Origin of the sequence: Xanthomonas bonasiae (genome assembly GCF_014836395.1) — a bacterium.
Lineage (GTDB): Bacteria > Pseudomonadota > Gammaproteobacteria > Xanthomonadales > Xanthomonadaceae > Xanthomonas_A > Xanthomonas_A bonasiae.
This window is the reverse complement of the sequence record NZ_JACSQX010000003.1, coordinates 447221-472971: the sequence shown is the minus strand read 5'-3', so window position 1 is coordinate 472971 and position 25751 is coordinate 447221. Positions and strand designations below refer to the sequence as shown.

The window sequence follows — 25751 nt, the reverse complement described above, 5'->3', positions numbered from 1 at the left end:
GTCCCGAGTCCCGAGTCCCGAGTCCCGAGTCCCGAGTCCCGAGTCCCGAGTCCCGAGTCCCGAGTCCCGAGTCCCGAAGCGTCCATGCTCATCGAACACGAACCCGCCTTCGTCCTGCACGCGCGCCCCTGGCGCGAGACCAGCCTGCTGGTCGAAGTGCTGAGCGCGCAGTACGGCCGGCTGGGCGTGCTGGCGCGGGGCGTGCAGGGGCCGAAGAATCAGCCGCTGCGCGCGGCGCTGCAGCCGCTGCAGTCGATCCGCTTCAGCGCGCAGCGCCGCGGCGAGCTGGCCCAACTGCGTGCGGCCGAGGCGGTGGATACGGCGCCGCGCCTGAGCGGGGACGGCATGCTCGCCGGGTTCTACATCAACGAACTGACCCTGCGCCTGGCGCCGCGCGACGATCCTGCGCCGGACCTGTACCTGGCCTACGCACGGGTGCGCGCGCGGCTGGGCGCGGAGGCGCCGCTGGCGTGGACGCTGCGCTGCTTCGAGCGCGACCTGCTGGACGCCCTGGGTGTGGGCTTCGACCTGCGCCACGACGGCGACGGCGAGCCGATCGACCCGGCCGCGCGCTACGTGCTGGACGCCGAACACGGCCCGCGCCGCCTGCTCAGCGACCGCGGCCACGACCAGCGCAGCGGCATGGCCACCGGCCGCGCGCTGCTGGCGCTGGCCGCCGACGAGATGCCGGTGGCCGAAGACCTGCCTGGCCTGCGCCGCGGCATGCGCGTGGTGTTGATGCACCACCTCGGCGGGCGCGGCCTGAAGTCGTGGGAGATGCTGCAGGACCTGACCCGCCAGCGCCGCGACGCGGAAGCCGGGGAACTGCCGCAGGTGCCTGACTCACCGGAAGTGGCTGACCCGCAGGCGCCGAAGACCGATTGAGCCGCGCTTGCGCCGGCCGGCTTCCTGCAGGGGGCTTCAGCTCCAACCGCTTACCCAGCATGCCGGCTTGCCGACGGTGTCTGTCGCGGCTGAAGCCGCTCCTACACGGGCGTGCAGCAAGTGCGCCGACGCACTGCTTTTACGAATCCCCAATCCCCAATCCCAAATCCCGGCTCAATGCAGCAACGCCGCGACCGCCTCGCTGAACTGGCTGCGCGCCTGCGACGAGGCCGGGTCGCCCTGCAGCTGGCGTACCGCGCGCGCCAGCCGCGCGGCGCCGACGAAGCCGCAGCTGGCCTGCAGCCGGTGCAGGTGGTTGCGCACCGCCTGCTCGTCGCTGAGCTGCAGCGCCGAGGCGACCGCGTCGCGGGTGCCGGGCAACTCGGCCAGGAACAGTTCGCGCAGCGCGATCAGGTGCGAGCGCTCGCCGTTGAGCGCGACCAGGGCGGTGGTCTCGTCCCAGTCCACCGCCGCCTCCACCGCGCCCGGCGCGGTGCCGACGCTGCCACGCGCCAGCAACCGGCGCACCGCCTGCAGCAGGCGTTCGGGACTGAGCGGTTTCAGCAGCACTTCGGCGAAACCGGCACCGAGCAGGTGCTCGCGGACCGCGCCGCTGGCGTCGGCGGTATGCGCCAGCGCCAGGGTGCCGGGGCGCTGCCGCTGCAGGCGCTGCAGCAGGTCGGCGCCGCTGCCGTCGGGCAGGTTGGCGTCGATCAGCCACAGATCGTGTTCCTGGGCCTGCGCACTGGCCAGCGCGGAAGCGACGGTGTCGGCCAGATCGACCTGCGCGGGCAGGGATTCCAGCGTCACTTGCAAAAACGTGCGACTGATCGGGTCGTCCTCGACCAGTAAAAGTCGCGTCACAGGGTCCTGGGTCGATGCCATCCTTATGCCTCCATGCGGCCTGGGCGCATCTTAGCGGCTGCGACGATGCGTCGCATCACTTTGCGCCGCTGCCGCCGCGTCCGCAAGCCGGTGCCCCGGCCCGCCGCCGGGGGCCGCTGGCCGGATCGGCGCAGGCCAGGGCAACCCGAAGCGCCGCGTCCGGGCGCCGATAGGGCGGCGTCGGCGCCCGCGCACCGCAGGGCCGCTCCCGCGCATCGGCAGGCCCTGGCGCATCTGCGACAATGGCCGCCCTTTTTCGCCCGCAGCCTGCCGCCACGTGGCCCGATCCAGAAAACGCCTAGACCGCACCCCGTTCCAGACCGATATCGTCGACCTCAGCCACGACGGCCGCGGCGTCGCCCGCCCCGAGGGCGAGGGCGGCAAGGTCGCCTTCGTCGCCGGCGCGCTGCCGGGCGAGACGGTGCTCGCCGAGCCCACCGCGCGCAATCGCCATTTCGACGAGGCGCGCACCCTGCAGGTGCTGCAGGCCTCGCCGCAGCGGGTCGAACCGCGCTGCCCGCATTTCGGGGTCTGCGCCGGCTGCGTGCTGCAGCACCTGGCCGAGGACCAGCAGATCCTGGCCAAGCAGCGGGTGCTGACCGAGAACCTGGAGCGGATCGGCCACGTGACCCCGCAGACGGTGCTGCCGGCGCTGTCCGGCGCGCCCTGGGGCTACCGGCGCAAGGGCCGTTTCTCGGTGCGCCGGGTGGAGAAGAAGGACAAGACCCTGGTCGGCTTCCGCGAGCTCGACCCGCGCTTCGTCGCCGACCTGTCGGTGTGCCACACGGTGATTCCGCAGATCGGCTTCAAGGTGAGCGCGCTGGCCGAGCTGGTCGAGAGCCTGGACGGCAAGCGCGACATCCCGCAGATCGAGTTCATCGCCGGCGACGCCGCCGTGGCGCTGACCTTCCGCCACATGCAGCCGCTCAGCGCGCGCGACCAGGCGACGCTGGTCGCGTTCGCCCAGGCGCACGACTTCGCCATCTTCCTGCAGCCCGGCGGCGTGGACAGCGTGCATCCGCTGTATCCGCAGGACGTGCCGCTGTCGTTCCGGTTGCCGCAGTGGGACGTGGAACTGGCGTTCCGGCCGCTGGACTTCATCCAGGTCAACGCCTCGCTCAACCAGAAGATGATCGCGCTGGCGCTGACCCTGCTCGACGCGCAGCCCGGCGACCGCGTGCTCGACCTGTTCTGCGGGCTGGGCAACTTCACCCTGCCGCTGGCGCGCACGGTGCGCGAGGTGGTGGGCGTGGAAGGCGATGCGGGGCTGGTGGCACGGGCGCGCGACAACGCGCAGCGCAACGGCCTGGACAACGCGCAGTTCTTCGCCGCCGACCTGACCCAGGACCAGCGCCAGGCGCCGTGGATGCAGCAGGGCTTCGACAAGCTGCTGCTCGACCCGCCGCGCTCCGGCGCGATCGAGGTGTTGCGGCAGCTGCCGCTGGAGACGTTCCAGCGCATCGTCTACGTCAGCTGCCACCCCGGCTCGCTGGCGCGCGACGCCGGCTACCTGGTCAACGAGCAGGGCTTCGTGCTGAAGGCCGCCGGCGCGATGGACATGTTCCCGCATACCGCGCATGTGGAGAGCATTGCGGTGTTCGAGAAGCCGGGATTGGAGAGTGGGGATTAGGGATTCGTAACAGTGGCGTCTGCGCGCTGGCTTATGCTTTGACCAATCCCGAATCTCCAATCCCCAATCCCATGGCCATCGAAATCGAACGCAAATTCCTCGTCACCGGCGACGGCTGGCGCGCTGCGGCGCATCGGGTGATCCCGATGGCGCAGGGCTACATCAACGACCAGGCGGCGATGGACAGCGGCGCGCAGAAGGCCTCGGTGCGGGTCCGCATCCAGGACCAGGAGGCGTTCCTCAACCTCAAGTCGCGCGAGCTGGGGCACACCCGCCAGGAGTTCGAGTATCCGCTGCCGCTGGACGACGCGCGCGCGCTGCTGGCGCTGTGCGTGGGCGGGCTGATCGACAAGCGCCGGCACCTGGTGCAACACCAGGGCCATCTGTGGGAAGTGGACGAGTTCCTCGGCGACAACGCCGGGCTGGTGGTCGCCGAGATCGAGCTGGAGAGCGCCGACGAGGCCTTCGCCAAGCCCGACTGGATCGGCGCCGAAGTCACCGACGATGCGCGCTATTACAATTTGGCGCTGGCTTCGCATCCGTTCAGTAAGTGGCCGGGATTTGGGATTCGGGATTAGGGATTGGCAAAAGCGAGTCAAGTGCGGTGATCAGGCTTATGCTTTTGCGAATCCCCATTCCCGAATCCCGAATCCCCGCTCATGCGCATCGATATCTGGTCCGACGTGGTCTGCCCCTGGTGCTGGATCGGCAAGCGCCGGTTGCAGCAAGGCATCGCGGCGCTCGGCGCGGATGCGCCGGCGCTGGAGATCCACTGGCATCCGTACCTGCTCGATCCCGATGCCGGCACCGAGCCGGTGCCGCTGCGCAAGGCGTATGAAGCCAAGTTCGGCGGCGCCGCGCGCACCGAGCAGATCCTGGCGCAGACCCAGGCCACCGCGCGCGCCGAGGGGCTGCCGTTCGACTTCGACCGCGGCCAGGTGCGGGTGACCACGCTGCCGGCGCACCGGCTGCTGTGGCTGGCGGCGCGCGAAGGCGATGCCGAGGCGGTGGCCGAGGCGCTGTTCCACGCGCATTTCGCCGAGGGTCGCAACCTGGCCGAGACCAGTACGCTGCTCGCCGCCGGCGCCGCCGGCGGGCTGCCCGCGGCGCGGGTGCAGGCGCTGCTGGACGGCGACGAGGGCCTGGCCGAGATCCAGGCGCAGCTGCAGCAGGCGCAGGCGATGGGCATCCGCGCAGTGCCGACCTACGTCGTCGACGGCCGCCACGCGATCCAGGGAGCGCAGCCGCCGGAGGTGTTCGCCGCGACCCTGCGCGGCCTGCTGCCGCCGGCGCCGGCCGCGGCGCAGGACTGCGGCCCCGACGGTTGCGCGGTGTAGGCCGGTCACACGAGCGCAACGTGGCGCAGCCACGGTGCGCCATCGGCACGCGCCGGTACCGCACGGCACTTGCGGCCTGTCGCCGGCGCCGGCATCTGCGACAATGCCGCCCAGGCGCGCTGAACAGCGCTGGCAGGAGAATCCCCCGCATGCTCGCGATCGGCGTCGCCGGTACCGAACTCACCGCCCAGGAACGCGACTGGCTGCAGCACGATGCCGTCGCCGGCGTGGTCCTGTTCAAGCGCAATTTCGCCTCCAGGGCGCAGCTGGTGGAGCTGACCGCGGCGATCCGCGCCGCGGCGCCGCGGCCGCAGCTGATCTGCGTGGACCAGGAAGGCGGCCGCGTGCAGCGCTTCCGCGAAGGCTATAGCGCCTTGCCGCCGCTGCACGGCTTCGGCGCGCTGTATGCGCGCGATCGCGATGCGGCGCTGGCGCTGGCCGAGCAGCATGCCTGGCTGATGGCCAGCGAGGTCCGCGCCAGCGGCGTGGACCTGAGTTTCGCCCCGGTGGTGGATCTGGCGCGCGGCAACCGCGCGATCGGCGACCGCGCCTTCAGCGACGATCCGCAGGTGGTGGCCGCGTTCACCGGCGCCTACGTGCGCGGCATGCACAGCGTCGGCATGGCCGCCACCCTCAAGCACTTTCCCGGCCACGGCACGGTGCTGGAAGACACCCACGTCGACAACGCCGTCGATCCGCGCCCGCTGCAGGAACTGCGCGAGCAGGACCTGGTGCCGTTCGCCGCCGGCATCGCCGCCGGCGCCGACGCGGTGATGATGGCGCACGTGGTCTACCCACAGGTCGCGCCGGAACCGGCCGGCTATTCGCCGCGCTGGATCCAGCAGATCCTGCGCCAGGAACTGGGCTTCCGCGGCGTGGTGTTCTCCGACGATATCGGCATGGCCGCCTCGTTCGCCGCCGGCGGCGTCGCCGCGCGGGTGTCCGCGCACCTGGACGCCGGCTGCGACGTGGTCCTGGTCTGCCATCCCGAACTGGTCGAAGACTCGCTGCAGGCCGTGCGCGACCGCCCGCTCAATACCGCCGCGCTGCTCGGCCTGATCGGCCGCGGCGCCCTCGGCTGGGACGGGCTGCTCGCCGATGCCCGCTACGGCCACACCCAATCCCACCTGCTCGCAACCCTCGGAAAAACCGCCTGATGTCCACTCTCACCATCGCCCAGGCCCTGGCCCAGGCCGACCTGCTGGTCGATCGTCCGCACCTCGACCAGGCCATCGCGCGCATGGCCGACGCCATCGCCGCCGACTACCGCGGCGAGATCCCGGTCTACCTGACCATCATGCACGGCGCGCTGCCGTTCGCCGGGCAACTGGCGCTGGAACTGGGCGCGCGCGGCCAGGACCTGCAGCTGGATTACCTGCACGCCACCCGCTACCGCGGCGAGACCGTCGGCGGCGAACTGGTGTGGAAGCACCGCCCGGCCACCGCGCTGTACGGGCGCCGCGTGCTGCTGCTCGACGACATCCTCGACGAAGGGCTGACCCTGCTGGCGGTACGCCAGTGGTGCCTGGAACAGGGCGCCACCGACGTGCGCATCGCCGCGCTGACGGTCAAGCGCCACGACCGCCGCGTGGACGACGTCAACGCCGACTACGTGGGCGTGGAAGTGCCCGACCGCTACGTGTTCGGCTTCGGCATGGACGTCAACGAAGGCCTGCGCAACCTGCCGGCGATCTACGCGATGAAGGAATAGGGCGCGGCGCCTTTTCCCATCGCGCGCCGGCCGTCGCGGCCGGCGTTCGCGCACGTTCTGATTCGAGGATCTGCATGGACAACATCGCACTGGCCGTGATCGGCGGCACCGGCGTCTACAAGCTCGCACAACTGGACGACGTGGAGACCCGCCAGGTCGACACCCGCTACGGCAGTCCGTCCGGCCCGGTGCGCATCGGCACGCTGCTCGGTCACCGGGTCGCGTTCCTGGCCCGGCACGGCGAGGGCCATTCGCTGCCGCCGCACAAGATCAATTACCGCGCAAACCTTGCGGCACTGCAGCAAGTCGGCGCCACGCGGGTGCTCGCGCTCAACACCGTCGGCGGCATCGGCGAGCGCTTCGGCCCGCGCGTGCTGGCCTGCCCGGATCAGTTGATCGACTACACCTGGGGCCGCGTCTCCACGCTCAGCGAGGAGCCGGGCAGCGAGGTGCTGCACGTGGATTTCGGCCATCCGTATTCGCCGATGCTGCGCAGCAAGGTGCTGGCCGCCGCGCGCGTGACCGGCGCCGAGGTGGTCGATGGCGGCTGCTACGGCGCCACCCAGGGACCGCGACTGGAAACGATTGCAGAGATCGCCCGGCTGCGCCGCGACGGCTGCGACCTGGTCGGCATGACCGGTATGCCGGAAGCGGGCCTGGCGCGCGAATTGGGCCTGGAATACGTGTGTCTGGCGATCGTGGCGAACTGGGCCGCGGGCTGCGGCGACGCGCAGGAAATCACCCTGGCCGAGGTGCTGGCGAATGTGGAGGCGGCGTCGGCGGGGCTGCCGGAGCTGATCGGCGAACTGGCGCGCGGGTGATTGTCTTCGTTGCCCAAGCTTTGCATACTCCGCCGGTGCGGGCTGCCGCACAACCACCACCCATTCATTGCACAAGGTCTCGCATCACCATGCCGAACGGTACCGTCAAGTGGTTCAACGACGCCAAGGGATTTGGCTTTATTTCACCGGAAGACGGCAGCGCCGATGTATTCGCGCACTTCTCCGCGATCAATTCCAAGGGCTTCCGCAGCCTGCAGGAAGGACAGCGTGTCAGCTATGACGTGACCCAGGGTCCGAAGGGCGCGCAGGCCTCCAATATTACGCCTGTCGAGTAAATCGCTTGCTCGGCTGAGCTGTTTTTGAGCCCCGCTTCGGCGGGGTTTTTTATGGATGGCGATACCGCTGCGGTGTCGCCCGCAATCAGTGGATGCGATGAAGCAACGGATGCAGATCGGCATCGTCGGCTACGGCACGGCGGGCCAGGCCCTGGCGCTGCTGCTGGCGCGCGACGGCCATCGGGTGCAGGTGTTCGAGCGCGCGCCGCAGCCGGGTCCGGTCGGCGCCGGGTTCCTGCTGCAGCCGACCGGGCTGCAGGTGCTGTGGCGGATCGGCCTGCTCGAGCAGGCGCTGGCGCATGGCGCGCCCGTGCGCCGCCTGTACGGCGAGACGCCGTGCGGCCGCGCGGTGATGGACATGCGCTACCGCGACCTGGACACGCGCCTGTTCGGGCTGGGCATGCAGCGCGGCGCGCTGTTCTCGCTGCTGGCGCAGGCATGGGACGGCTATGCCGAGCTGCAGCGCGACACGCGCATCGTCGCCATCGACGACGGCCTGCGCCGGGTGCAGGACCAGCACGGGCGCTGGCATGGTCCGTTCGACCTGGTGATCGCCAGCGACGGTTCGGCCTCGGCGCTGCGCGCGCAGGTGCAGGGCACGCGCCTGGACCGGGTCTATCCGTGGGGCGCGCTGTGGTGCCTGCTGCCGCGCGGCGACTGGGCCTTCGCCGACGAACTGCGCCAGCGCTACGTGGCCGCGCGCAAGATGATCGGGCTGCTGCCGGTCGGTACCCGGCCGGACGATCCCGAGCCGCGCATGAGTTTCTTCTGGAGCCTGCCCACCGCCGATTTCGACGCCTGGCAGGCGCGCGGCATGGAGGCGTGGCTGGACGAGGTCGCGCAGCTGTGGCCGCAGGCGCGCGAGCGCCTGGCGCAGGTGTGCGCACCGGCGCAGCTGGCGCGGGCCAGCTATCGCGATGCGGTGCAGCAGCGCTGGTACCGCGGCCGCCTGGTGCTGGCCGGCGATGCGGCGCATTCGATGAGCCCGCAGCTGGGGCAGGGCGTCAACATGGCGCTGATGGATGCGTGGGTGTTGAGCGAGAGCCTGCGCGAAGCCCCGGACCTGGACGCGGCGCTGGCGCGCTACCAGGCGCAGCGCCATGCGCACGTGGCGGTGTACCAGTTCTGGAGCCGCTGGCTGACCCCGCTGTTCCAGTCCGAACGTGATCTGGTGGCGCGCGTGCGCGACCTCGGCATGCTGCCGGCCGGGCGCATGCCGGGCGGTCGCGGGCACATGCTGCGCGTGCTCAGCGGTACCCAGCACGGGTGGTTCGGCAAGCTGCCGCTGGAGCCTGGATTTCTGCAGGCGCTGGCGGAGACGGCGGCAGTGCCACGGATTGCGGCGGCGCAGGCGCAGGGCGAACAGGTGCAGTGAGCCAGTGCGTTCGTGCAGGTGGCGACCGACGTTGTTTCTGCGATCGGCCGGCCTGTTGCGATGCCGCGGCGGCAGCGCTTTTTGTGGGAGAGACTTCAGTCCCGACGCTCTACCGATAACGCGTCGGGACTGAAGTCCCTCCCACAGGGGGCGATCGGCGTATCTGGGGGGGCGCGCTATTTCATTACCGCCGGCAACGCCAGCGTCGCGCCTTCGACGCAGACGACCAGGCGTTCGCCCGGGTCCAGGATCGGCACCACGCCGGCGGTGAACTGCGAGAACGCGGGCAGCACCGTCATCCGTTCGCGCAGCCAGAACGCCGGCCAGCGTTGGCGCATGCCGGGCAGTTTCGCCAGCGGATGCAGGTGTCCGCACAGCACGTGCAGGTGCGGGTGCGGCACCGGATCGTGGCGCAGCGCGAACGGGCCGTCCTCGACCTGTTCGCCGAGCGGCGCGATGTCCAATCCGGCGCCGGCCAGCGCGCGGTCGTGGTTGCCGGCGATCGCGGCCACGCGCAACTGTGGATGCGCGGCGCGCCAGGCGTGCCAGTCGCGCTGCCAGGCGGCCGCGGGCGCGGCGCCGTGCAGCACGTCGCCGAGGATCCACAGTTCCTGCGCGTCCTGTGCCTGCAGCAGTGCGGCGAGGCGCTGCAGGTCCAGCGCGGTGCCGCCACTGGGCAGGCCGATGCCGGCGCGGCGGAACACGTCGGCCTTGCCCAGGTGCAGGTCGGCGATCAGCAGCCGCCGGCGCGCCGGCCAGTACAACGCGCGTTCGCCGAGCAGAGTCATCGGCTCGCCGGCCAGGCGCCAGTCCAGTTCAGCGCGCATGGCGTTGTTCCAGCTGCGCGGCCGCGCGCGTCACCCGCGCCTTCCAGTCCTCGGTGCTGAGCTGGCCGCGGATGCTCTCGGCCCACAGCGGGAACGACAGCGGCGTCAGGCTGCGCGGCGTGTACACGGCCAGTTCGCGCGCGGCGCAGTCGTGCAGGGTGGCGGCGAGCCGGGTCAGTTCCATCTCGCCCTGCAGCACTTCGCGTTCGGCCTGCGCCAGCAGCAGGTGCCCGGGATCGAAGCGGCTCAGCACGTCGTACAACAGGCCGCTGGAGGCCTGCAGCTGGCGCAGGCTGCGCGGCGTGCCGCCGGGCAGGCTCGGCGGCAGCAGGCCGGACACGCGCGCGATCTCGCGGAACTGGCGCCGCGCCAGTTCGCCCAGGTTGAGGCTTTCGCGAAGGTCCTCGAACAGGTGCTCGGGGCTGAGCAGTTCGCGCAGCAGCGCTGCGTCGGTGGCCACTTCTTGCGCCGGCGACAGCACCAGCCCGTAGTCGTTGGCGGCGAAGCTGAAAGTGTTGCGCTGGCGCCGGCCCCAGCGCAGCGCCAGCAGCGCGGCCAGACCTTCGTGCACCTGGCGCCCGGCGAACGGATAGACGAACACGTGGCGGCCGTCGCGGGCGCGCACGCTTTCCACCAGCAGCCGCTGCGGCGACGGCAGCGCCGACAGCGCGCGCTGCAGGCCGAGCAGCGGCGCCAATGCGCGCAGTTCTTCCTCGCCGCGCGGCTCGGCGAAGACGGCTTCCACTTCATGCGCCAGCGCCGAGGACAGCGGCATGCGCCCGCCCATCCATTTCGGCACGCTGCCGTCGCCGCCCTTGGCCAGGCGCACGTAGGCGGTCATGTCCTCCAGCCGCACCAGCTCCAGCAGGCGCCCGGCGAACTGGAAGCGGTCGCCGCGGCGCAGGCGGCCGACGAACTGTTCTTCCACCGCGCCGAGCCGGCCGCCGCGCAGGAAGCGCACCGCGACGCTGCCGTCGCTGGTGATGGTGCCGATCGACAGGCGATGACGCAGCGCGATGCGGCGGTCGTGCACGCGGTACACGCCGTCCTCGTCGCGCACCACCTTGCGGTAGTCCGGGTACTGCGCCAGCGCGCGCCCGCCCTGCACGACGAACTCCAGCACCGCGGCCCAGGTCGGCGCATCGAGTGCCGCGAACGCGGCGCTGCCGCGGACTTCGGCGAACAGCGCGTCGGCGCGGAAGCCGCCGCCCAGCGCGCAGGTCACACAATGCTGCGCCAGCACGTCCAGCGACAGCCGCGGGGACGGGCGCGATTCGATGCGGCCGTGGGCGATGGCGCGGCGCGCGGCGGCGTACTCGACCAACTCCAGCGCATGCGAGGGCACGCACAGCACGTGGCCGGCCTCGCCGGGGCGGTGCTTGGCGCGGCCGGCGCGCTGCAGCAGCCGCGCCACGCCCTTCGGACTGCCGATCTGCAGCACCTGGTCGACCGCGGGAAAATCCACGCCCAGGTCCAGGCTCGAGGTCGCGACCACGCAGCGCAGGCTGCCGTCGCGCAGGCCTTGCTCGGCGGTGCGGCGCAGCGCCGGGTCCAGCGAGCCGTGGTGCAGGGCCAGGCTCTGCGCGTCCTCGGGCCACACCGATTCCAGTGCCTGGTGCCACAGTTCGGCCTGCGCGCGGGTGTTGGTGAACAGCAGGCTGGTACGCACCGCGAACAGTTTTTCCAGCACCCGAGGCAACTGCGCCAGGCCCAGGTGGCCGGCCCAGGGGAAGCGCTCGCCGCTGGCCGGGGTCAGCGTTTCCAGGGTCAGCGTGCGCGGCTTGACCCCGGCCACGATCGGCGCATCCGCCACATGCGGCAGCAGCACGTCGCGCGCCTCGTCCAGATTGCCGAGCGTGGCCGACAGCCCCCAGGTACGCAGCGCCGGCGCCCACGCGCGCAGCCGCGCCAGGCACAGCTGCAGCAGCACGCCGCGCTTGTTGCCGAGCAACTCGTGCCATTCGTCGACGATCACGCAGCGCAGCGTCGCCAGCTGCGGCGCGGTGTCCGGATAGGACAGCAGCAGCGCCAGCGATTCGGGCGTGGTCACCAGCACGTCGAGCTTGCCGCTGCGCGCCAGGCGCTTGTCGCGCGCGCTGGCATCGCCGGTGCGCAGGCCGATCTGCCAGTCCAGGCCCAGCGCTTCCGCCGGTTCGCGCAACGCGCGCAAGGTGTCGGCGGCGAGCGCGCGCAGCGGGGTGATCCACAGCACTTTCAGGTCGCGCTGCGCCTGCCTGCGCGACCTCGATGCCGACGCGGTCTTGTCGGCAGCGGCTGCCTTCGCGCGGCGTGGCCGCTTGTCTGCCGCCGCCTGCAGCGCGGCCTGTTCGCGCAGGCCTTCCAGCAGCGGGCCGCCGAACGCGGCCAGCGTCTTGCCGCTGCCGGTGGGCGTGTGCAGCAGGCCCGAGCCACCTTCCAGGTAGTGCCGCCACAGTGCGCGCTGGAATGGCAGCGGTTGCCAGCCTTGCGCGGCGAACCATGCGTACAGCGGCGCATCGGCCGGGCGCTTGCGCGCCTGCGCCGCGGTCATCGCGCCAGCGCCTGCAGCGTGGCCAGCCGGTCGGCTTCGGCGAACGGCTTGTCGTGGCGCCAGCGCAGGATGCGCGGGAACCGCACCGCGATGCCGGACTTGTGCCGGCTGCTCTTGTTCACCGCCTCGAAGCCGAGTTCGAACACGTGGTACGGCGTCACCGCGCGCACCGGGCCGAAGCGTTCGGTGGTGTGCGCGCGGATCCAGCGGTCCAAGGCCAGGATCTCGCTGTCGTCCAGGCCCGAATACGCCTTGGCCACCGGCACCAGTTGCGCGCCGTCCCACAGTCCGAAGGTGTAGTCGGTGTACAGCGTGCTGCGGCGGCCGTGGCCGGCCTGCGCGTACAGCAGCACCGCGTCGATGGTCAGCGGTTCGATCTTCCACTTCCACCAGTCGCCGCAGCGGCGCCCGGATTGGTAGGGCGACGCGGCGCGCTTGAGCATCAGCCCTTCCACGCCGCGCTCGCGCGAATCCTCGCGCAGCGTTGCGGCGTCTTCCCACGAGGCGGCCTGTACCTGCGGCGACAGCACGATGCGCGGATCGGCATGCGCAGCGAGCAAGGCCTGCAGCTGCGCGCGGCGCTGCGCCAGCGGCTGCTCGCGCAGGTCGACGCCGTCCAGCTCCAGCAGGTCGTAGGCGAGCACCCGCGCCGGCGTGTCGTCCAGCGTCTTGGCGCCGGGCTTGCGGCGTTGGATGCGGGTCTGCAGCGCGGTGAACGGCAGCGGCGCGATGTCGCCGTCGCGCCAGCCCAGCAGTTCGCCGTCGATCACCGCATCGCGTGGCAGTGTGGCCGCGGCGGTCTCGATCTCGGGGAAGCGGCCGTCCAGGCGTTCCTCGCCGCGCGACCACAGCGCCGTCTCGCCGGCGCGGCGGATCAACTGCAGGCGGATGCCGTCCCACTTCCATTCCAGTTGCCAGTCGTCGATCGCACCCAGCGTGGCCACGTCGTTTTCCAGCGGCGATGCCAGGAAGAACGGGTAGGGCTGCTGGCGGTCGCTGGCCAGCACCTCGTGCGACAACAGGTCTTCCAGTGCGGCCGGGGTCGGCGACCACGCGCCGAGCATGCGCTGGGCGATGCGCGCGATGTCGATCCCCGACATCGCCGCCAGCGCCTGCTGCACCAGCCGCTGCGACACGCCCACGCGCAGCGCGCCGGTGAGCAGCTTGTTGAACAGCAGGCGTTCGTCGAACGCCAGGCTGCGCCAGCCGGCGAGCACCGCGGCGTGGCGCGCGGCCTCGTCCTGCGCGGCGACCGGCAGCAGGCGTTCCTCGATCCAGTCGCGCAGCGGCGCCGGATCGGAGGCTGCGGCCGGATCGTCGAGCAGCAAGGTGAGGGTTTCGGCGAGGTCGCCGACGTGGTCGTAGCTGTCGTCGACCAGCCAGCCGGGCAGGCCGCTTTCCTGCGCGATCCACTCGCGCAGTTCGCGGGTATTGGCGATGCGCCGCAGTTTGCCGCCGCTCAGCAGCCAGATCGCCCATGCCGCGTCGGCCGGCGGAGCCTGTTCGAAATACGCGACCAGCGCGGCGCGCTTGTCCAGCGTCGCGGTGCTTTGGTCCAGCTGCCGGTACAGCGCGGCGAAGCGCTTCATTCCTCGGCACCGTAGTCGGTGCGGAACGCCTCGGCGGCGACGCCGCGTTCGTTCAAGGCGCGGATGATCGCGTCGGTGTTGCCGTGGGTGGCGATGACCCGTCGCGCGCCGGTTTCCTCGATGGTGCGCAGCAGGTCCGGCCAATCGGCATGGTCGGAGACCACGAAGCCGCGGTCGTAGTTGCGCCGGCGACGGTTGCCGCGCAGCCGCATCCAGCCCGAGGCGAAGCCGAGCTGCGCATGGCGGAAGCGGCGCAGCCACGGGCTGCCTGCGGCCGACGGCGGCGCCAGCACCAGCTGCCCGGCGTAGTCGGCGCGCTTGTCCATGTCGGCCACCGGGTGCGTGTCCAGCATCGCGATGCCGGCGTCGCGGTACACCGCCACACCGGCGGCGACTGCGCCATGCAGCAGTGCCGGCTGGTCGTCCCACGGCTGCAGTTCGGCCAGCACCCGTTGCGCCTTGCCCAGCGCATAACAGAACAGCACCGCGGCCTCGCCGCGCGCGGCGCATTCGTGGCGCCAGGCGACGATCTCGCGCGCCACCGCGGCGGTGTCCGGCCAGCGGTATACCGGCAGGCCGAAGGTGGCCTCGGTGATGAAGGTGTCGCAGCGCACCACCTCGAACGCCGCGCAGGTCGGGTCGGGCTGGCGTTTGTAGTCGCCCGAGGCCACCCACACTTCGCCGTCCACGTCGATGCGCACCTGCGCCGAGCCGAGCACGTGCCCGGCCGGATGCAGCGACACCGTTGCTGCGCCCAGCGCGAAGCGTTCGCCGTAGTCGTAGGCGCGGTAGGCCTGGTCGCCGAGGCGCCAGCGCAGGATCGGCAGGCCGGCGGCGGCGCAGTGGTATTCGCCCATGCCGGCGCGCGCGTGGTCGCCGTGGCCATGGGTGATGACCGCGCGCGGCACCGGCCGCCAGGGATCGATGTGGAAGTCGCCGGCGGGGCAGTACAGCCCTTCCGGGCGCAGCACCACCAGGTCCTGGGAGGCGGGATTCGGCATGCCCGCCACTGTGTCCAACGCGGTGTGCAGGAGATGAGAATCCAGGCTGAGCGATTCACCGTGCGCGCGCGAATCGGCCACAATGCGGGACGCGCTTCTGGGAGGAAGATGGATGCAACCGGACCTGCCCGCCTTCGCCACGCACGTGGTCGACAACCAGCCGCCGCCGTTCGAGCCGCGCGATCTGTGGGCCGACGATGCGGTGCTGCGCGCCGCGGTCGCGCGCGAGGGCGGCGAAGCGTTCGCCGCGCAGCTGGCGCAGTACGGCGCGCTGGCCGGCGACACCCTGTACCGGCTCGGCTTCGACGCCAATCGCGACCGCCCGCGGCTGCGCACGCACGACCGCTACGGCCACCGCATCGACACGGTCGAATTCCATCCGGCCTACCACCAGCTGCTGGATGCGGCCAAGACCCATGGCGTGGCCGGTCTGTCCTGGCACGTGCCGCGGCCGGGCGCGCACGTGGCGCGGGCGGCGCTGAGCTACCTGCATCACCAGGCCGAGGCCGGCACCAGCTGTCCGTTGACGATGACCCATGCCGCGGTCGCGGTGCTGCGCCAGGAACCGGCGCTGCGCGATTGGGCGAACAAGGCCGCCGCGCCGCACTACGACCCGCGCGACGTGCCGATCGCCGACAAGGCCGGCATCACGCTGGGCATGGGCATGACCGAGAAGCAGGGCGGCTCGGACGTGCGCAGCAACGCCACGGTCGCCACGCCGCTGGGCGCCGACGGCGCGTACGCGCTGGTCGGGCACAAGTGGTTCTTCTCCGCGCCGATGTCCGACGGTTTTCTGGTGCTGGCGCAGGCGCCGGGTGGATTGAGTTGCTTCCTGCTGCCGCGGCGCCTGCCCGACGGCCGGCTCAACGCGCTGCGGCTGATGCGGTTGAAGGACAAGCTCGGCGACTGGTCGAACGCGTCCAGCGAAGTCGAATTCGCCGGCGCCTGGGTGCAGCGCATCGGCGCGGAAGGACGCGGCGTGGCGCGCATCATCGGCATGGTGATGCTGACCCGGCTGGACTGCATGCTCGCCGCCGCCGCGCAGATGCGCATGGCGCTGGCGCAGGCGCTGCATCACGCGCGGCATCGCGTCGCGTTCGGCAAGCGCCTGGTCGAGCAGCCGCTGATGCGCAACGTGCTCGCCGACCTGGCGCTCGAATCGGAGGCGGCCACCGCGTTCGCCATGCGCGTGGCGCGCGCGGTGGATGCGGCCGAACGCGATCCGGCCGCAGCCGCGTTCGCGCGCATCGCCACCGCGCTGGGCAAGTACTGGTTGTGCAAGCGCGCGCCGGCCTTCGTCAACGAAGCGCAGGAATGCCTGGGCGGTGCGGGTTATGTCGAGGAATCGATTTTGCCGCGGCTGTACCGGCAGGCGCCGCTGAATTCGATCTGGGAAGGCAGCGGCAACATCCAGTGCCTGGACGTGCTGCGTGCGCTGGCGCGCGAGCCGGCCAGCGCGGCGGCGCTGCTTTCAGAGTTGGAGGCCGCGGCGGGTGCGAGCCCGGAGTACGACAAGGCGCTGGACGCGTTGCGCGCGCCGCTGGCCGGCAACGGCGAGGTGGACGAATACGCCGCGCGCCGCATCAGCGAACGCATCGCGCTGGCGTTGCAGGCTGCGCTGCTGTTGCGCAGCGCCAGCCCTGCTGCCGATGCGTTCGTGCGCAGTCGCCTGGCAGGCGCGCACGGGCTGGCGTTCGGGACGCTGGACGCGGATGTGCCGGTGGACGAGCTGTTGGCGCGGGTGTTGCCCTGACGGGTGGACAAGTGCAGCGGGCGCCGGACCCTCACCCCAACCCCTCTCCCGGTGGGAGAGGGGCTAGTCGGCTGTTCCTTCTCCCATCGGGACCATGGCCCCCTTTTCGGGGGAAGGTGCCCCGCAGGGGCGGATGAGGGTCCGGGCGCAGCCTCGTGCACCCAAACTCCGCGAGACGCTTCGCGCCTGACCCTCACCCCAACCCCTCTTCCGAGGGGAGAGGGGCTAGCGGCTGTTCCTTCTCCTCTCGGGACCATGGCCCCCTTTTCGGGGGAAGGTGCCCCGCAGGGGCGGATGAGGGTCCGGGCGCAGCCTCATGCACCCAAACTCCGCGAGTCGCTTCGCGCCGTACCCTCACCCCAACCCCTCTCCCGGTGGGAGAGGGGATACGGCTGTTCACTTCTCCCACCGGGAAAAGGTGCCCCGCAGCGGCGGATGAGGGGTCCGGCCAGCCAGTAAGCCTAATGCCGCGTCCCGCGCTTGCCGCCGCCCTTGGCCTGGGTCGCCTCCACCGACAGGGTGAAACTGCGCTCCTCGCCGTCCAGCATCGCGCCGACGCCGACCAGCTGGCGCTTGATCTCCTCGCCGCGGCCGTTGCGGATCGTCACCACCACCGTGTACTCCCACGCGGTGCCGTCGGCGGGATGCTGGATGGTGCCCTGCACGCGCAGCGGCACCGTCGCGGTTGGCGCCGATTGCTGCAGCACCGCCGAGTCGAAGCGCAGGTGGTGCTTGCAGGCCGGGCAGACGCTGGCGCTCTCCAGAATCGTCGCCTTGCAGTGGGGGCAGGTCCGGGTCGCCCCCGGGGTGCCGGGACGCGGCGTGCTCATGCGCCGGCGTCGGGCTCCGTCGGCTTGCCGCCCTTGCGGCCCTTGTCGTCTTCCCAGCCGAAATCGGCCTGGCCGCGCATCCGCGCGCCGGAGGCCACGGTCAGCGAGCCGGCCTTGACGTCGCCGATCAGCGCGCCGGAGGCCAGCAGCTCCACCTGCGAGGCCGATTCGATGTTGCCTTCCAGCTCGCCGGCGATGATCACCTTGTTGGCGCGCACGCCGCCGCTGAGCTTGGCTCCGGTCTCGATGGTCAGGTCGCCCTGCACGTTGACGTCGCCCTTGAACTTGCCGGCGATGCGGATGTGGCCGGTGCCTTCGATCTTGCCTTCGATGGTGATGTCGGCAGCGATCAGCGACTCCTTTGCCGCTGGCGCTGCGGCGCGTACGGGGAGGGGAGCGGCCGCGGCGACGCTGACCGCGGACTCGCCGGCCGCCGATTCGGTGGCCGGCCGCGGCTCGGGCACTGCGGTGCCGGCGGGCGCGCCGGGCAGCGGCAGGCCATCCTTGCGCGGGGTACCCTGATCTTTCCAGATGGACATGCGCAGACGTCTCCAGTCGGGGGAAACCCGACTATCGCCGCTCTATCGCGCAGGTTTTGTGACAACTATCGCTAAAGTGCGTTCCTCGTGCGGCGATCGCGGCGATCACCCCATGCCGTCCAGCGCCGGATCGAACTGCTGCACCTGGTTGCGGCCGCTGCGCTTGGCCCGGTACAGCGCCGCATCGGCCTTGCGCAGCAAGGTGGTGGCGACCACGCCGTCGCGCGAATAGCTGGCCAGCCCGATCGAGACCGTGACCCCGGGCAACGCCTTGCCGTCCAGGGTGGTGGTCATCTGCTGCGCGGCGCTGCGGATCTGCTCGGCGATCGCCAGCGCCGCCTCCGCGCCGGTTTCCGGCAGGATCACGGTGAATTCCTCGCCGCCGTAGCGGCAGGCGATGTCTTCGCCGCGCAGCCGCGAGGCGAGCATCTGCCCGACCGCGGCGAGCAGGCTGTCGCCGCCGCCATGGCCGTGCAGGTCGTTGAAGTGCTTGAAGTGGTCCACGTCCAGCATCAGCAGCGACAGCGGCACCGAGCGGCGTGCGCAGCGCGCCAGTTCGTGGTTCAGCGACTCCTCCAGGTAGCGGCGGTTGAACAGGCCGGTGAGCGGGTCGCGGATCGACTGCAGGCGCAGCGATTCGCGCAGGCGCAGGTTGCTCAGCGCCAACGACAGCTGCTCGGCGGCGGCCTCGGCGATGGCGATGCGCGGCAGCGGCCCGGAGCCGGGACCGGCCAGGAACACGAAGCCCAGCTGCGTGCCTTGCGCGGACAACGGAATGCAGGCGCTGCTGGCGCCGACCGCCTGCGGATCGTCGAGCAGATGCGCGCATGCCGAGTCGTGGCGCAGCGCGTGCACGAAATGCGCCTTGTCGCGGCGCAGCGCCCAGCATTCCTCGGGCGCCACGGCCGGTTCGCTGCGCACCGGCGCCTCGCCCCAGGCGACGATGGATTCGGCGCGATCCCGCGACGCACGCAGCAGGTACACGCTGCCGCCGGCGTCGGGCATCAGCGCGGCGAGCATGCGCGCGGTCACCTCCAGCGCTTCCTTGGGGTCCACGCAGCTCTGCAGCAGGCCGGTGTAGCGGCTGAGCGCATTGAGGTCGGCGCTGGTGCGCTCCAGGTCGTGGATGCTGGCGGCCAGCTTGTCGTTGGCGACCGAAGCGGCATGCTCGGCGTTGCTGCGGTTGCGCAATTCGCGGAACAGCAGCGCATAGACCACGCCCACGCTGCCCAGGCCGAACGGAATGCCGGCCAGGGCCAGCGCCAGCAGCAGATCCGAACTGCGCTGGTTGGAACGGTCGCGGCTCTGCAGCAGCTGTTGCTCCAGCTCGGTCATCTGCTGCACATGGTCGCGGATCGCACCGGAGTCCTGGAACACGCTCGGCGCCATCGCGCGCTGCAGCGCCTCCAATCCATCGCGCTGGTAGAGGTCGAGCATCTGCCGCATCTGCGTCAGCCGCGCCTGCACGAGGCGCTGCAGGATGTCCAGGTTCGCGATCTGTACCGGGTTGTCGACGACCAGTGCGCGCAGTTGCGCCAGGTGCCGCGGCACGCGTTCGGCGCTGTCGCGATAGTTGCTCAGGTAGGCCTGGTTGCCGGTGAGTTCGTAGCCGCGCGCCGCGGTTTCGGCCTGCAGCAGGGTCGATTGCACTTCGTCGATGCTGCGCAGCACCTGGTGGGTATGGGCCACGCGCGCCGCATCCGAGATCGAACGCTGCGCGCCGGAAAACACCCCGAACCCGATCGAGACGAAGACCAGGGCGGAGAACAGAAGCGCTAGGCGGGTTCTGATCCGCACGCGTTGGAACGTCGACATGGGGGAATTGTAACCAGGGACCGGATCGGCAGAACCTTCGCGTGCAAAAGGTGCCCTAGGTCACGCCGCGACGCGGCCGGATTGCGACATCGGCGCAGCAACGCCGGTTTTGCCTGGGCTGCGCGGTTCGCGGAGCCGCAACGCGACCGCCGCACTCGTGCGCAGGGCGCGAGTGCGGCGGGGGCGGTCAATGCTTCTCTTTGTCGCCGTTGTGCGGATCTTCGTTGGCGTTCTCGCGCGCCTTGTCGGCGAGCTTCTGCGCTGCGCTGGCAGTGGCCTCGCTGGCGTCGGCCGCGGCTTCCTTGGCAGCGGCCGAGGCATCCTGCACCGCCTCGGAGTTGGCGGCGCGGTGTGCCGCGTCGCGGGCGTCGGCGGCGATTTCGTGGCCGGTCTGCGCGGCCTGGTCGGCCGCTTCTTTGGCCGCTTCGCCGGTCTGCTCCGCCGCCACCTTGGCGTCGCGCTGCGCCTGCTGCGCTTCCGGGCCTTGGCAGGCGGCCAGCGCCAGGGCGCCCAGCAGGGCCATTGCCGCGATCGGGGTCTTGTTCATGCGCGTTCTCCATTGCGGGGTGATGCGGCGCAGCCTAGGCGGGCGCGCATGCAGCCGGCGTCAATGCCGGCGCACGGCGCCGGCTCGCGTTCAGCTACGCCGCCAGCGCAGCCGCCGGCGCTGGTGCAGCAGGTCCCACGACCATAAGGCGAGCGCCAGCGCCGCACCGATCTCGCCGGAATGGAGCAATGCCAGCAAACCTTTGAACAGGCTGGGGATCACGAAGATCGTCCACCAGGTGCTGCGCACGCTCAGGCGATATTCCAGGCCGCGTCGCCGCCACACCCGTACGATCGACAGCAGCAGCGCAAGCATGGCGACGATGCTGCCGGGGATGCGCTGTCCGGCGCCGTAGATCAAGCCCAGGGCGATGCCGACCAGCAACGGAATGAACAACAGCCGCAGCCACAGCGGCGCCGGCGAGCGATTCGCCGACTCCGGTTCGCTCTGCCAACGCAGCAGCATGCCGACCACCAGCCACACTGCCCACAGCGCGGCGATCGTCACGGCGGCCATGCCGCTGCGCGACAAAGCGAACGACATCGGCACCGGATCCGGCGTCAGGGCGCTGGCGGCAGTGGCCAGGACCACGACGATGGCCAGCAGCAGCGCGGCTGCGGCACATCGCGCCAAGCCGACCAGCAGCCGCGCGCGGGTCAGGTAGCCGGCGTCGGTGGCGCGCATCCAGAAACCGATTTGCTGCCGATCCAGCGGTGCCGGCAGGGTGTCGAGACGGCCCTGGTCCAGGCGCAGCAGCAATTGCCGCAATGCCCGCGGCCGTCCCGGCATCAGGCCTGTCCATAGCGCCTGCGGCAGCGCGAACGGACGCGTCAGCTGGCGCATCAGCGCGGGGACCCGATAGCGTTTGTCGCCGGCCGGATACACGCGCCGGGCAAGAGCGTGGGCGTTCCCCGGCTGCATTTCCCAGGCCAGGTGCAAGCGCTCCTGCAGCATCGGCAGCGTCTGCGCGGCGCTACCGGCGGCGATGTCGTCCAGGCCGAAGAAGCCGAGCAGGATCGCGAAATTGTCGCGCTGGATCGGCGGCATTCGCTGCTGCAGTCGATGGCACAGCAGCCAGCCGACGTGAGCCTTGTCGCGCAGCGACCATAGCGTGGGCTGCCGTTCCAGCCAGTGCTGCAGCGTCTGCGGCTCGGCGCGCGTGGCCAGGGCGAGCAGTTCGTCGCACAGCGCATCCGGATCGGGCGCGGGCAGCGGGGGAGGCTGCGCTACGTCGATCTGCGCAGGCGGCGGTGTCGGTGTCGGTGGCGTCGGGCGTTGCTGCTGCACCAGGCGCGCGTTGTCGCCGTCGGTATCCGGGGGGAGCCGCTCGGTATCGAGGAAATCGTTGTCCGTGGCGGATGCAACGGCCGGCTTCGGCTGCGCGTCGCGACGATCGGCGCCATCGCCACTGCTGGCGCCAAGGCCGGCAGCCATGGTCGCGGCCTCCGGAGCGGCGCGAGCGTCGTCGTCCTCTACGTCCTCGTCCTCGTCCTCGTCCTCGTCGCTGCGCGCCCGCGCCCAGGCCAGTGCGGCCTGGTAGGCCGCGTGCAGTTGCTGGAAACCTTCCGGGTCGGTATCCGGGCGATGCTGGCGCAGCCGCTTGGCGTAGCTGCGCTTGATCGCGGTTTCGTCGGCATCGGGCGGCAGTTGCAGCCACCGCAACGCCCAGTTCAAGCGCGACGCTCCAGTGCGTCCAGCGCCTCGCCGAGGCGTTGCCGATGGTCGTCGATCAGGCGCAGGTCCTGGGTGTCGAGCGCGCCGCGGAAGGCGACGATCCAGGCCTGGATCTGTTCGCGCAGGTCCAGGTATTCCTCGTACATGCGTTCGGCGCGCGCGAGCAGGCTCAGGTTGTCCTGCTGTTCGCGCGGATGGATCTTCAGCGCCTGCAGCGCGGCCAGCCGTTCGCGGATCTGCTCGGCGCCGAGCAGGCCGGGATTCTGCTCCAGGATCAGTTCGTGCTTGAGACCGCTGTGGTGCTCGGTCACTTCCACCTGCAGCAGGCCGTTGTTGTCGTAGGTGAAGCGGGTGGTGACGCCCTTCTCGGCCTTGGGCAGGTGTTTGGGCAGCGGCACCCGAAGTTCGCCGAGCTTGATGTTCTTGGCCACCAGCGGGCTCTCGCCCTGGTAGACGTCGATCACCAGGTGTTCCTGCTCGTCGTGGACCGGGTAGAAGCTGTCCTCGCGGCTGATCGGCACGGTGCTGTTGCGCTGGATGATCGGATGGAACAGGCCGGTGCGCAGCTGGCCGTGCGCGTCGCGCGAGGCGACTTCGGTGCCGAGCGTATACGGGCACACGTCGGTGAGGATCACTTCCTCCAGCGCGGCATTGCGCGCCTTCATCCCGGCCGCCACCGCCGCGCCCAGCGCCACCGCCTGGTCGGGATTGATGTGGCGCATCGGCAACCGTCCGAACATGCGCGTGACCAGCTTGGCGACCAGCGGCATCCGCGTCGCGCCGCCGACCAGCACGATCTCGTCCAGTTGCGCCGGCTGCAGCCGCGCATCGCGCATCGCCCGTTCCAGCGGCGCGCGCATGCGCTGCAGCAGGGGCTCGGCCAGGCGGTTGAAGCGTTCCTCGTGCAGCGTCCAGTGCAAGGCCTGGCCGGCCACGCCGATCTGCACGGTCGCTTCCTGACCGCTGGACAGCGCGCGTTTGGCCGTTTCCAGCCGCCGCCGCAGCTGGCCGCTTTCCTGCACGCTCAGCGCCTGCGGCGCGAGCGCGTGGTCGGCCAGGAAGGCCTGCAGCAGCAGTTCCAGGAAATCCTCGCCGCCGAGGAAATTGTCGCCGGCGCTGGCGTGGACCTCGATGACGCCTTCGAACATTTCCAGGATCGACACGTCGAAGGTGCCGCCGCCCAGGTCCAGCACCAGGAAGCGGCCATGGCCCTGGCGTTCCTGCAGGCCGTAGGCGAGGGCGGCCGCGGTGGGTTCGTTGATCAGCCGCTCGATGCGGATGCCGGCCAGTTCGCCGGCCGCGCGGGTGGCCTTGCGCTGGGCATCGGAGAAATACGCGGGCACGCTGATGACCGCTTCGCGCACCTTTTCGCCGAGCGCGGCTTCGGCATCGGCCAGCAACGAGCGCAGCACCATCGCCGACAGTTCTTCCGGGCGGAAGCGATGTTCGCCCAGCACGGTCTCGCGGTCGCTGCCCATCCAGCGCTTGAACGCCGCCACGCTGCGCTGCGGGTGGCTGACCAGGCGTTCGCGCGCGGCCTGGCCGACCAGGATGCCGCTGTCGTCGACGCTGACCACCGACGGGGTCAGCACCTCGCCGAGCGCATTGGGAAACAAACGGCTGCCTTGCTCGAAGTAGGCGCCGATCAGGGAATGGGTGGTGCCGAGGTCGATACCGACGATCATTGGCAAGTCCGTTGCGAAAGAAATGCGGCCGGGAAGTGGCGGCGCCGATGGCGCGGGCCAGGCGCTCGCGCTCGCCAATGATAGCGTCGGCCGAAAGCCCGGCGCAGCGTGCAGCGCCGGTGTCGCGCATGCGCTTGGGCAAATCGCAGGCAAAGAAAAAGCCGCTGGCGAACCAGCGGCTTCTTCAGACGTGCCTGAAGCGAGAAGTGATTACTTCTTGGCTTCTTCGGCAGCGTCCTTGGCCTTGTCGGCGGTGTCGTCAGCAGCCTTGGCGGTGTCGGCAGCCTTGTCGGCAGCGGCATCGGTCGGGGCAGCGGCGGCAGCGGCCGAAGCGTCGGCAGCGGTGTTGGCAGCGGTAGCGGCCGTGTCGGCAGCAGCCTGGGCGGAATCGGCGGTGGCGGCACCGGCGGCCGAAGCCTGGTCGGCAGCAGCCTGCGCGTCGGTGGCGGCTTCGTTAGCCGAAGCAGCGGCGTCCTGCGCCTGCTCCTGCTTCGAGCATGCGGCCAGGGCCAGGCCCAGGGCCATTGCGATCAGCAGCTTGTTGATGCTCATGTGTGTCTATCCTCGTCGTTTAGTTAGGCAACGCGCTATTGCGCGCCCTCAACATGATGACAAGCCAAAGTCGGCTGTCAAGCGCACGCGCATTCATTTTTGTGTTTTAAGGGTTAATTCCAATCAAATCAATTCGATGGCGACCGCTGTCGCCTCGCCGCCACCGATGCACAGGGTGGCGATTCCGCGGCGTCCGCCGCGGGTGCGCAACGCGTTTAGCAATGTCACCACCAGCCGAGCGCCGGATGCGCCGATCGGATGGCCGAGCGCGCAGGCGCCGCCGTTGACGTTGACCTTGGCCGGGTCCAGCCCCAGTTCCTTGATCGGCACCATCGGCACCACCGCGAATGCTTCGTTGATTTCGAACAGGTCGACCTGGTCCAGGCTCCAGCCGGCCTGCTCGAGCAGCTTCCTGATCGCGCCGACCGGGGCGGTGGTGAACCATTCCGGCGCCTGCGAGAACGTCGCGTGGCCGACGATCCGCGCCAGCGGCACGACGCCGCGGCGGGCCGCGTCGTCGGCGCTGAGCAGCACCGTGGCGGCGGCGCCATCGGAGATGCTGGAGGAACTGGCGGCGGTGACCGTGCCGTCCTTCTTGAACGCCGGTTTCAGCGTGGGGATCTTGGCGATATCGGACTTGCCCGGCTGCTCGTCGCTGGCGAACACCGCCTCGCCCTTGCGGGTGGCCACGCGCACCGGCACGATCTCCGCGTCGAAGGCGCCATCGCGCTGCGCGGCCTGCGCGCGCGTCACCGACTCGATCGCGTACGCGTCCTGGTCCTGGCGGCTGAAGCCGAACTTCTCCGCGGTGGCTTCGCCGAACACGCCCATGGCCTGGCCGTCGTCGGGGTTGGTCAGACCGTCCCAGGCCATGTGATCGACCGCCTGGAAGTTGCCGTAGCGGTTGCCGGTGCGCGAATTCGGCAGCAGGTGCGGCGCGTTGCTCATCGATTCCATGCCGCCGGCGACGACGATGCTGGCCGAGCCGGCCTTGATCAGGTCGTGGCCGAGCATGATCGCCTTCATGCCCGAACCGCAGACCTTGTTGATCGTGGTGGCGCCGGTGGCGTCGGGCACGCCGGCGGCGCGCGCGGCCTGGCGCGCCGGCGCCTGGCCGAGGTTGGCCGGCAGCACGCAGCCCATGATCACCTCCGACACGTCGGCGGCGGGGATGCCGGACTGCTCCAGCGCGGCGCGGATGGCCGCGGCGCCGAGTTCCGGCGTGGGCACGCCGTTGAACTGGCCCAGGAAGGCGCCGATGGCGGTGCGCTTGGCCGCGGCGATGACGATCTCGGTCATGGCAAACCCTTACGAAAGATTAGTCGCCGATTATCTGCCTCGGCGCCGCTCCTGCCAATCGCGGTGCGCGGGCGGGGATGGTGGCGGGGGCGGAATTCCGGTGTAGATTCGTGTCGATTCAGGTCGCCCGTTTGCGGCCGCTAACGCAACGTTGCCGGTCGACTTGGCCG

Annotated in this window: 23 protein-coding genes; 10 read left to right on the top strand and 13 right to left on the bottom strand. The window is 70.7% G+C overall.

What is annotated here, in order from left to right; genetic code table 11:
* Positions 1–84 precede the first annotated feature (84 nt).
* Entirely contained in the window at positions 85–885 is an 801-nt protein-coding gene (gene recO, locus H9658_RS07000; RefSeq protein WP_179563685.1) for a DNA repair protein RecO, read from the top strand.
* 174 nt (positions 886–1059) lie between these two features.
* Here recO and H9658_RS06995 read toward each other — a convergent pair whose 3' ends face one another.
* Positions 1060–1770: a response regulator transcription factor gene (locus H9658_RS06995; RefSeq protein ID WP_191824828.1), complete on the bottom strand. Its 711-nt coding sequence runs from the start codon at positions 1768–1770 to the stop codon at positions 1060–1062.
* Positions 1771–2047: 277 nt separating this feature from the next.
* On the opposite strand from H9658_RS06995, the gene rlmD reads away from it, so the two are divergent.
* The 8 genes from rlmD (at position 2048) to H9658_RS06955 (ending at position 8940) form a co-directional block, all read left to right on the top strand.
* Positions 2048–3400 (top strand): 23S rRNA (uracil(1939)-C(5))-methyltransferase RlmD, encoded by a 1353-nt coding sequence (gene rlmD, locus H9658_RS06990; RefSeq protein WP_191824827.1) that lies wholly within the window; start codon positions 2048–2050, stop codon positions 3398–3400.
* Between the two features lie 71 nt (positions 3401–3471).
* Entirely contained in the window at positions 3472–3978 is a 507-nt protein-coding gene (locus tag H9658_RS06985) for a CYTH domain-containing protein (RefSeq protein WP_179563688.1), read from the top strand.
* A gap of 81 nt (positions 3979–4059) precedes the next feature.
* Positions 4060–4737: a DsbA family oxidoreductase gene (locus tag H9658_RS06980; RefSeq protein ID WP_191824826.1), complete on the top strand. Its 678-nt coding sequence runs from the start codon at positions 4060–4062 to the stop codon at positions 4735–4737.
* A 149-nt stretch (positions 4738–4886) separates the two neighbouring features.
* Positions 4887–5894: a beta-N-acetylhexosaminidase gene (nagZ, locus tag H9658_RS06975; RefSeq protein WP_191824825.1), complete on the top strand. Its 1008-nt coding sequence runs from the start codon at positions 4887–4889 to the stop codon at positions 5892–5894.
* A complete protein-coding gene (locus tag H9658_RS06970; RefSeq protein ID WP_179563691.1) occupies positions 5894–6448 on the top strand; it encodes a hypoxanthine-guanine phosphoribosyltransferase in 555 nt (184 codons plus the stop codon). The genes nagZ and H9658_RS06970 overlap by 1 nt, the downstream gene beginning before the upstream one ends.
* A 74-nt stretch (positions 6449–6522) precedes the next feature.
* Positions 6523–7269, top strand: coding sequence for an S-methyl-5'-thioinosine phosphorylase (locus H9658_RS06965; protein ID WP_218847965.1), 747 nt, complete (start codon positions 6523–6525; stop codon positions 7267–7269).
* An 89-nt stretch (positions 7270–7358) separates the two neighbouring features.
* Positions 7359–7565, top strand: a complete 207-nt coding sequence (gene cspE, locus H9658_RS06960) for a transcription antiterminator/RNA stability regulator CspE (protein ID WP_003488188.1) — start codon at positions 7359–7361, stop codon at positions 7563–7565.
* 97 nt (positions 7566–7662) lie between these two features.
* Positions 7663–8940 (top strand): FAD-dependent oxidoreductase, encoded by a 1278-nt coding sequence (locus H9658_RS06955; RefSeq protein ID WP_191824824.1) that lies wholly within the window; start codon positions 7663–7665, stop codon positions 8938–8940.
* A gap of 176 nt (positions 8941–9116) precedes the next feature.
* Here the strand turns inward: H9658_RS06955 and pdeM are convergent, their stop codons facing one another.
* From pdeM to H9658_RS06935, 4 genes are read right to left on the bottom strand one after another with little or no spacing between them, the layout of a single operon-like run.
* Positions 9117–9767, bottom strand: coding sequence for a ligase-associated DNA damage response endonuclease PdeM (gene pdeM, locus H9658_RS06950; protein ID WP_191824823.1), 651 nt, complete (start codon positions 9765–9767; stop codon positions 9117–9119).
* Positions 9757–12297: a ligase-associated DNA damage response DEXH box helicase gene (locus tag H9658_RS06945; RefSeq protein WP_191824822.1), complete on the bottom strand. Its 2541-nt coding sequence runs from the start codon at positions 12295–12297 to the stop codon at positions 9757–9759. Before H9658_RS06945 ends, pdeM begins: the two co-directional genes overlap by 11 nt.
* Positions 12294–13886, bottom strand: coding sequence for an ATP-dependent DNA ligase (locus H9658_RS06940; protein ID WP_191824821.1), 1593 nt, complete (start codon positions 13884–13886; stop codon positions 12294–12296). Before H9658_RS06940 ends, H9658_RS06945 begins: the two co-directional genes overlap by 4 nt.
* Positions 13883–14887, bottom strand: a complete 1005-nt coding sequence (locus tag H9658_RS06935; RefSeq protein WP_191824820.1) for a ligase-associated DNA damage response exonuclease — start codon at positions 14885–14887, stop codon at positions 13883–13885. Before H9658_RS06935 ends, H9658_RS06940 begins: the two co-directional genes overlap by 4 nt.
* Before the next feature lie 112 nt (positions 14888–14999).
* On the opposite strand from H9658_RS06935, the gene H9658_RS06930 reads away from it, so the two are divergent.
* Positions 15000–16640: an acyl-CoA dehydrogenase family protein gene (locus H9658_RS06930; RefSeq protein ID WP_191824819.1), complete on the top strand. Its 1641-nt coding sequence runs from the start codon at positions 15000–15002 to the stop codon at positions 16638–16640.
* Positions 16641–17101: 461 nt separating this feature from the next.
* On the opposite strand, the gene H9658_RS06925 is transcribed toward H9658_RS06930, so the two are convergent.
* The 8 genes from H9658_RS06925 to H9658_RS06890 all read right to left on the bottom strand — a co-directional run bounded on the left by H9658_RS06925 (position 17102) and on the right by H9658_RS06890 (position 25581).
* Positions 17102–17470, bottom strand: a complete 369-nt coding sequence (locus H9658_RS06925; RefSeq protein WP_003479271.1) for a hypothetical protein — start codon at positions 17468–17470, stop codon at positions 17102–17104.
* Positions 17467–18009 (bottom strand): bactofilin family protein, encoded by a 543-nt coding sequence (locus tag H9658_RS06920; protein WP_191824818.1) that lies wholly within the window; start codon positions 18007–18009, stop codon positions 17467–17469. The genes H9658_RS06925 and H9658_RS06920 overlap by 4 nt, the downstream gene beginning before the upstream one ends.
* A gap of 105 nt (positions 18010–18114) precedes the next feature.
* Entirely contained in the window at positions 18115–19824 is a 1710-nt protein-coding gene (locus H9658_RS06915) for a diguanylate cyclase (RefSeq protein WP_191824817.1), read from the bottom strand.
* A gap of 187 nt (positions 19825–20011) precedes the next feature.
* Positions 20012–20371, bottom strand: coding sequence for a hypothetical protein (locus H9658_RS06910; protein ID WP_179563700.1), 360 nt, complete (start codon positions 20369–20371; stop codon positions 20012–20014).
* 90 nt (positions 20372–20461) lie between these two features.
* The gene (locus H9658_RS06905) at positions 20462–22045 is read right to left on the bottom strand and encodes a J domain-containing protein (RefSeq protein WP_191824816.1); all 1584 of its coding nucleotides are present in this window, start codon (positions 22043–22045) and stop codon (positions 20462–20464) included.
* Entirely contained in the window at positions 22042–23730 is a 1689-nt protein-coding gene (locus tag H9658_RS06900) for a molecular chaperone HscC (RefSeq protein ID WP_179563702.1), read from the bottom strand. The genes H9658_RS06905 and H9658_RS06900 overlap by 4 nt, the downstream gene beginning before the upstream one ends.
* A 210-nt stretch (positions 23731–23940) precedes the next feature.
* Positions 23941–24282 carry a hypothetical protein gene (locus H9658_RS06895; RefSeq protein ID WP_179563703.1) on the bottom strand — a complete coding sequence of 114 codons (342 nt, stop codon included), beginning with the start codon at positions 24280–24282 and terminating at the stop codon, positions 23941–23943.
* Between the two features lie 123 nt (positions 24283–24405).
* Positions 24406–25581 (bottom strand): thiolase family protein, encoded by a 1176-nt coding sequence (locus H9658_RS06890; RefSeq protein WP_191824815.1) that lies wholly within the window; start codon positions 25579–25581, stop codon positions 24406–24408.
* Positions 25582–25751: the final 170 nt, after the last annotated feature.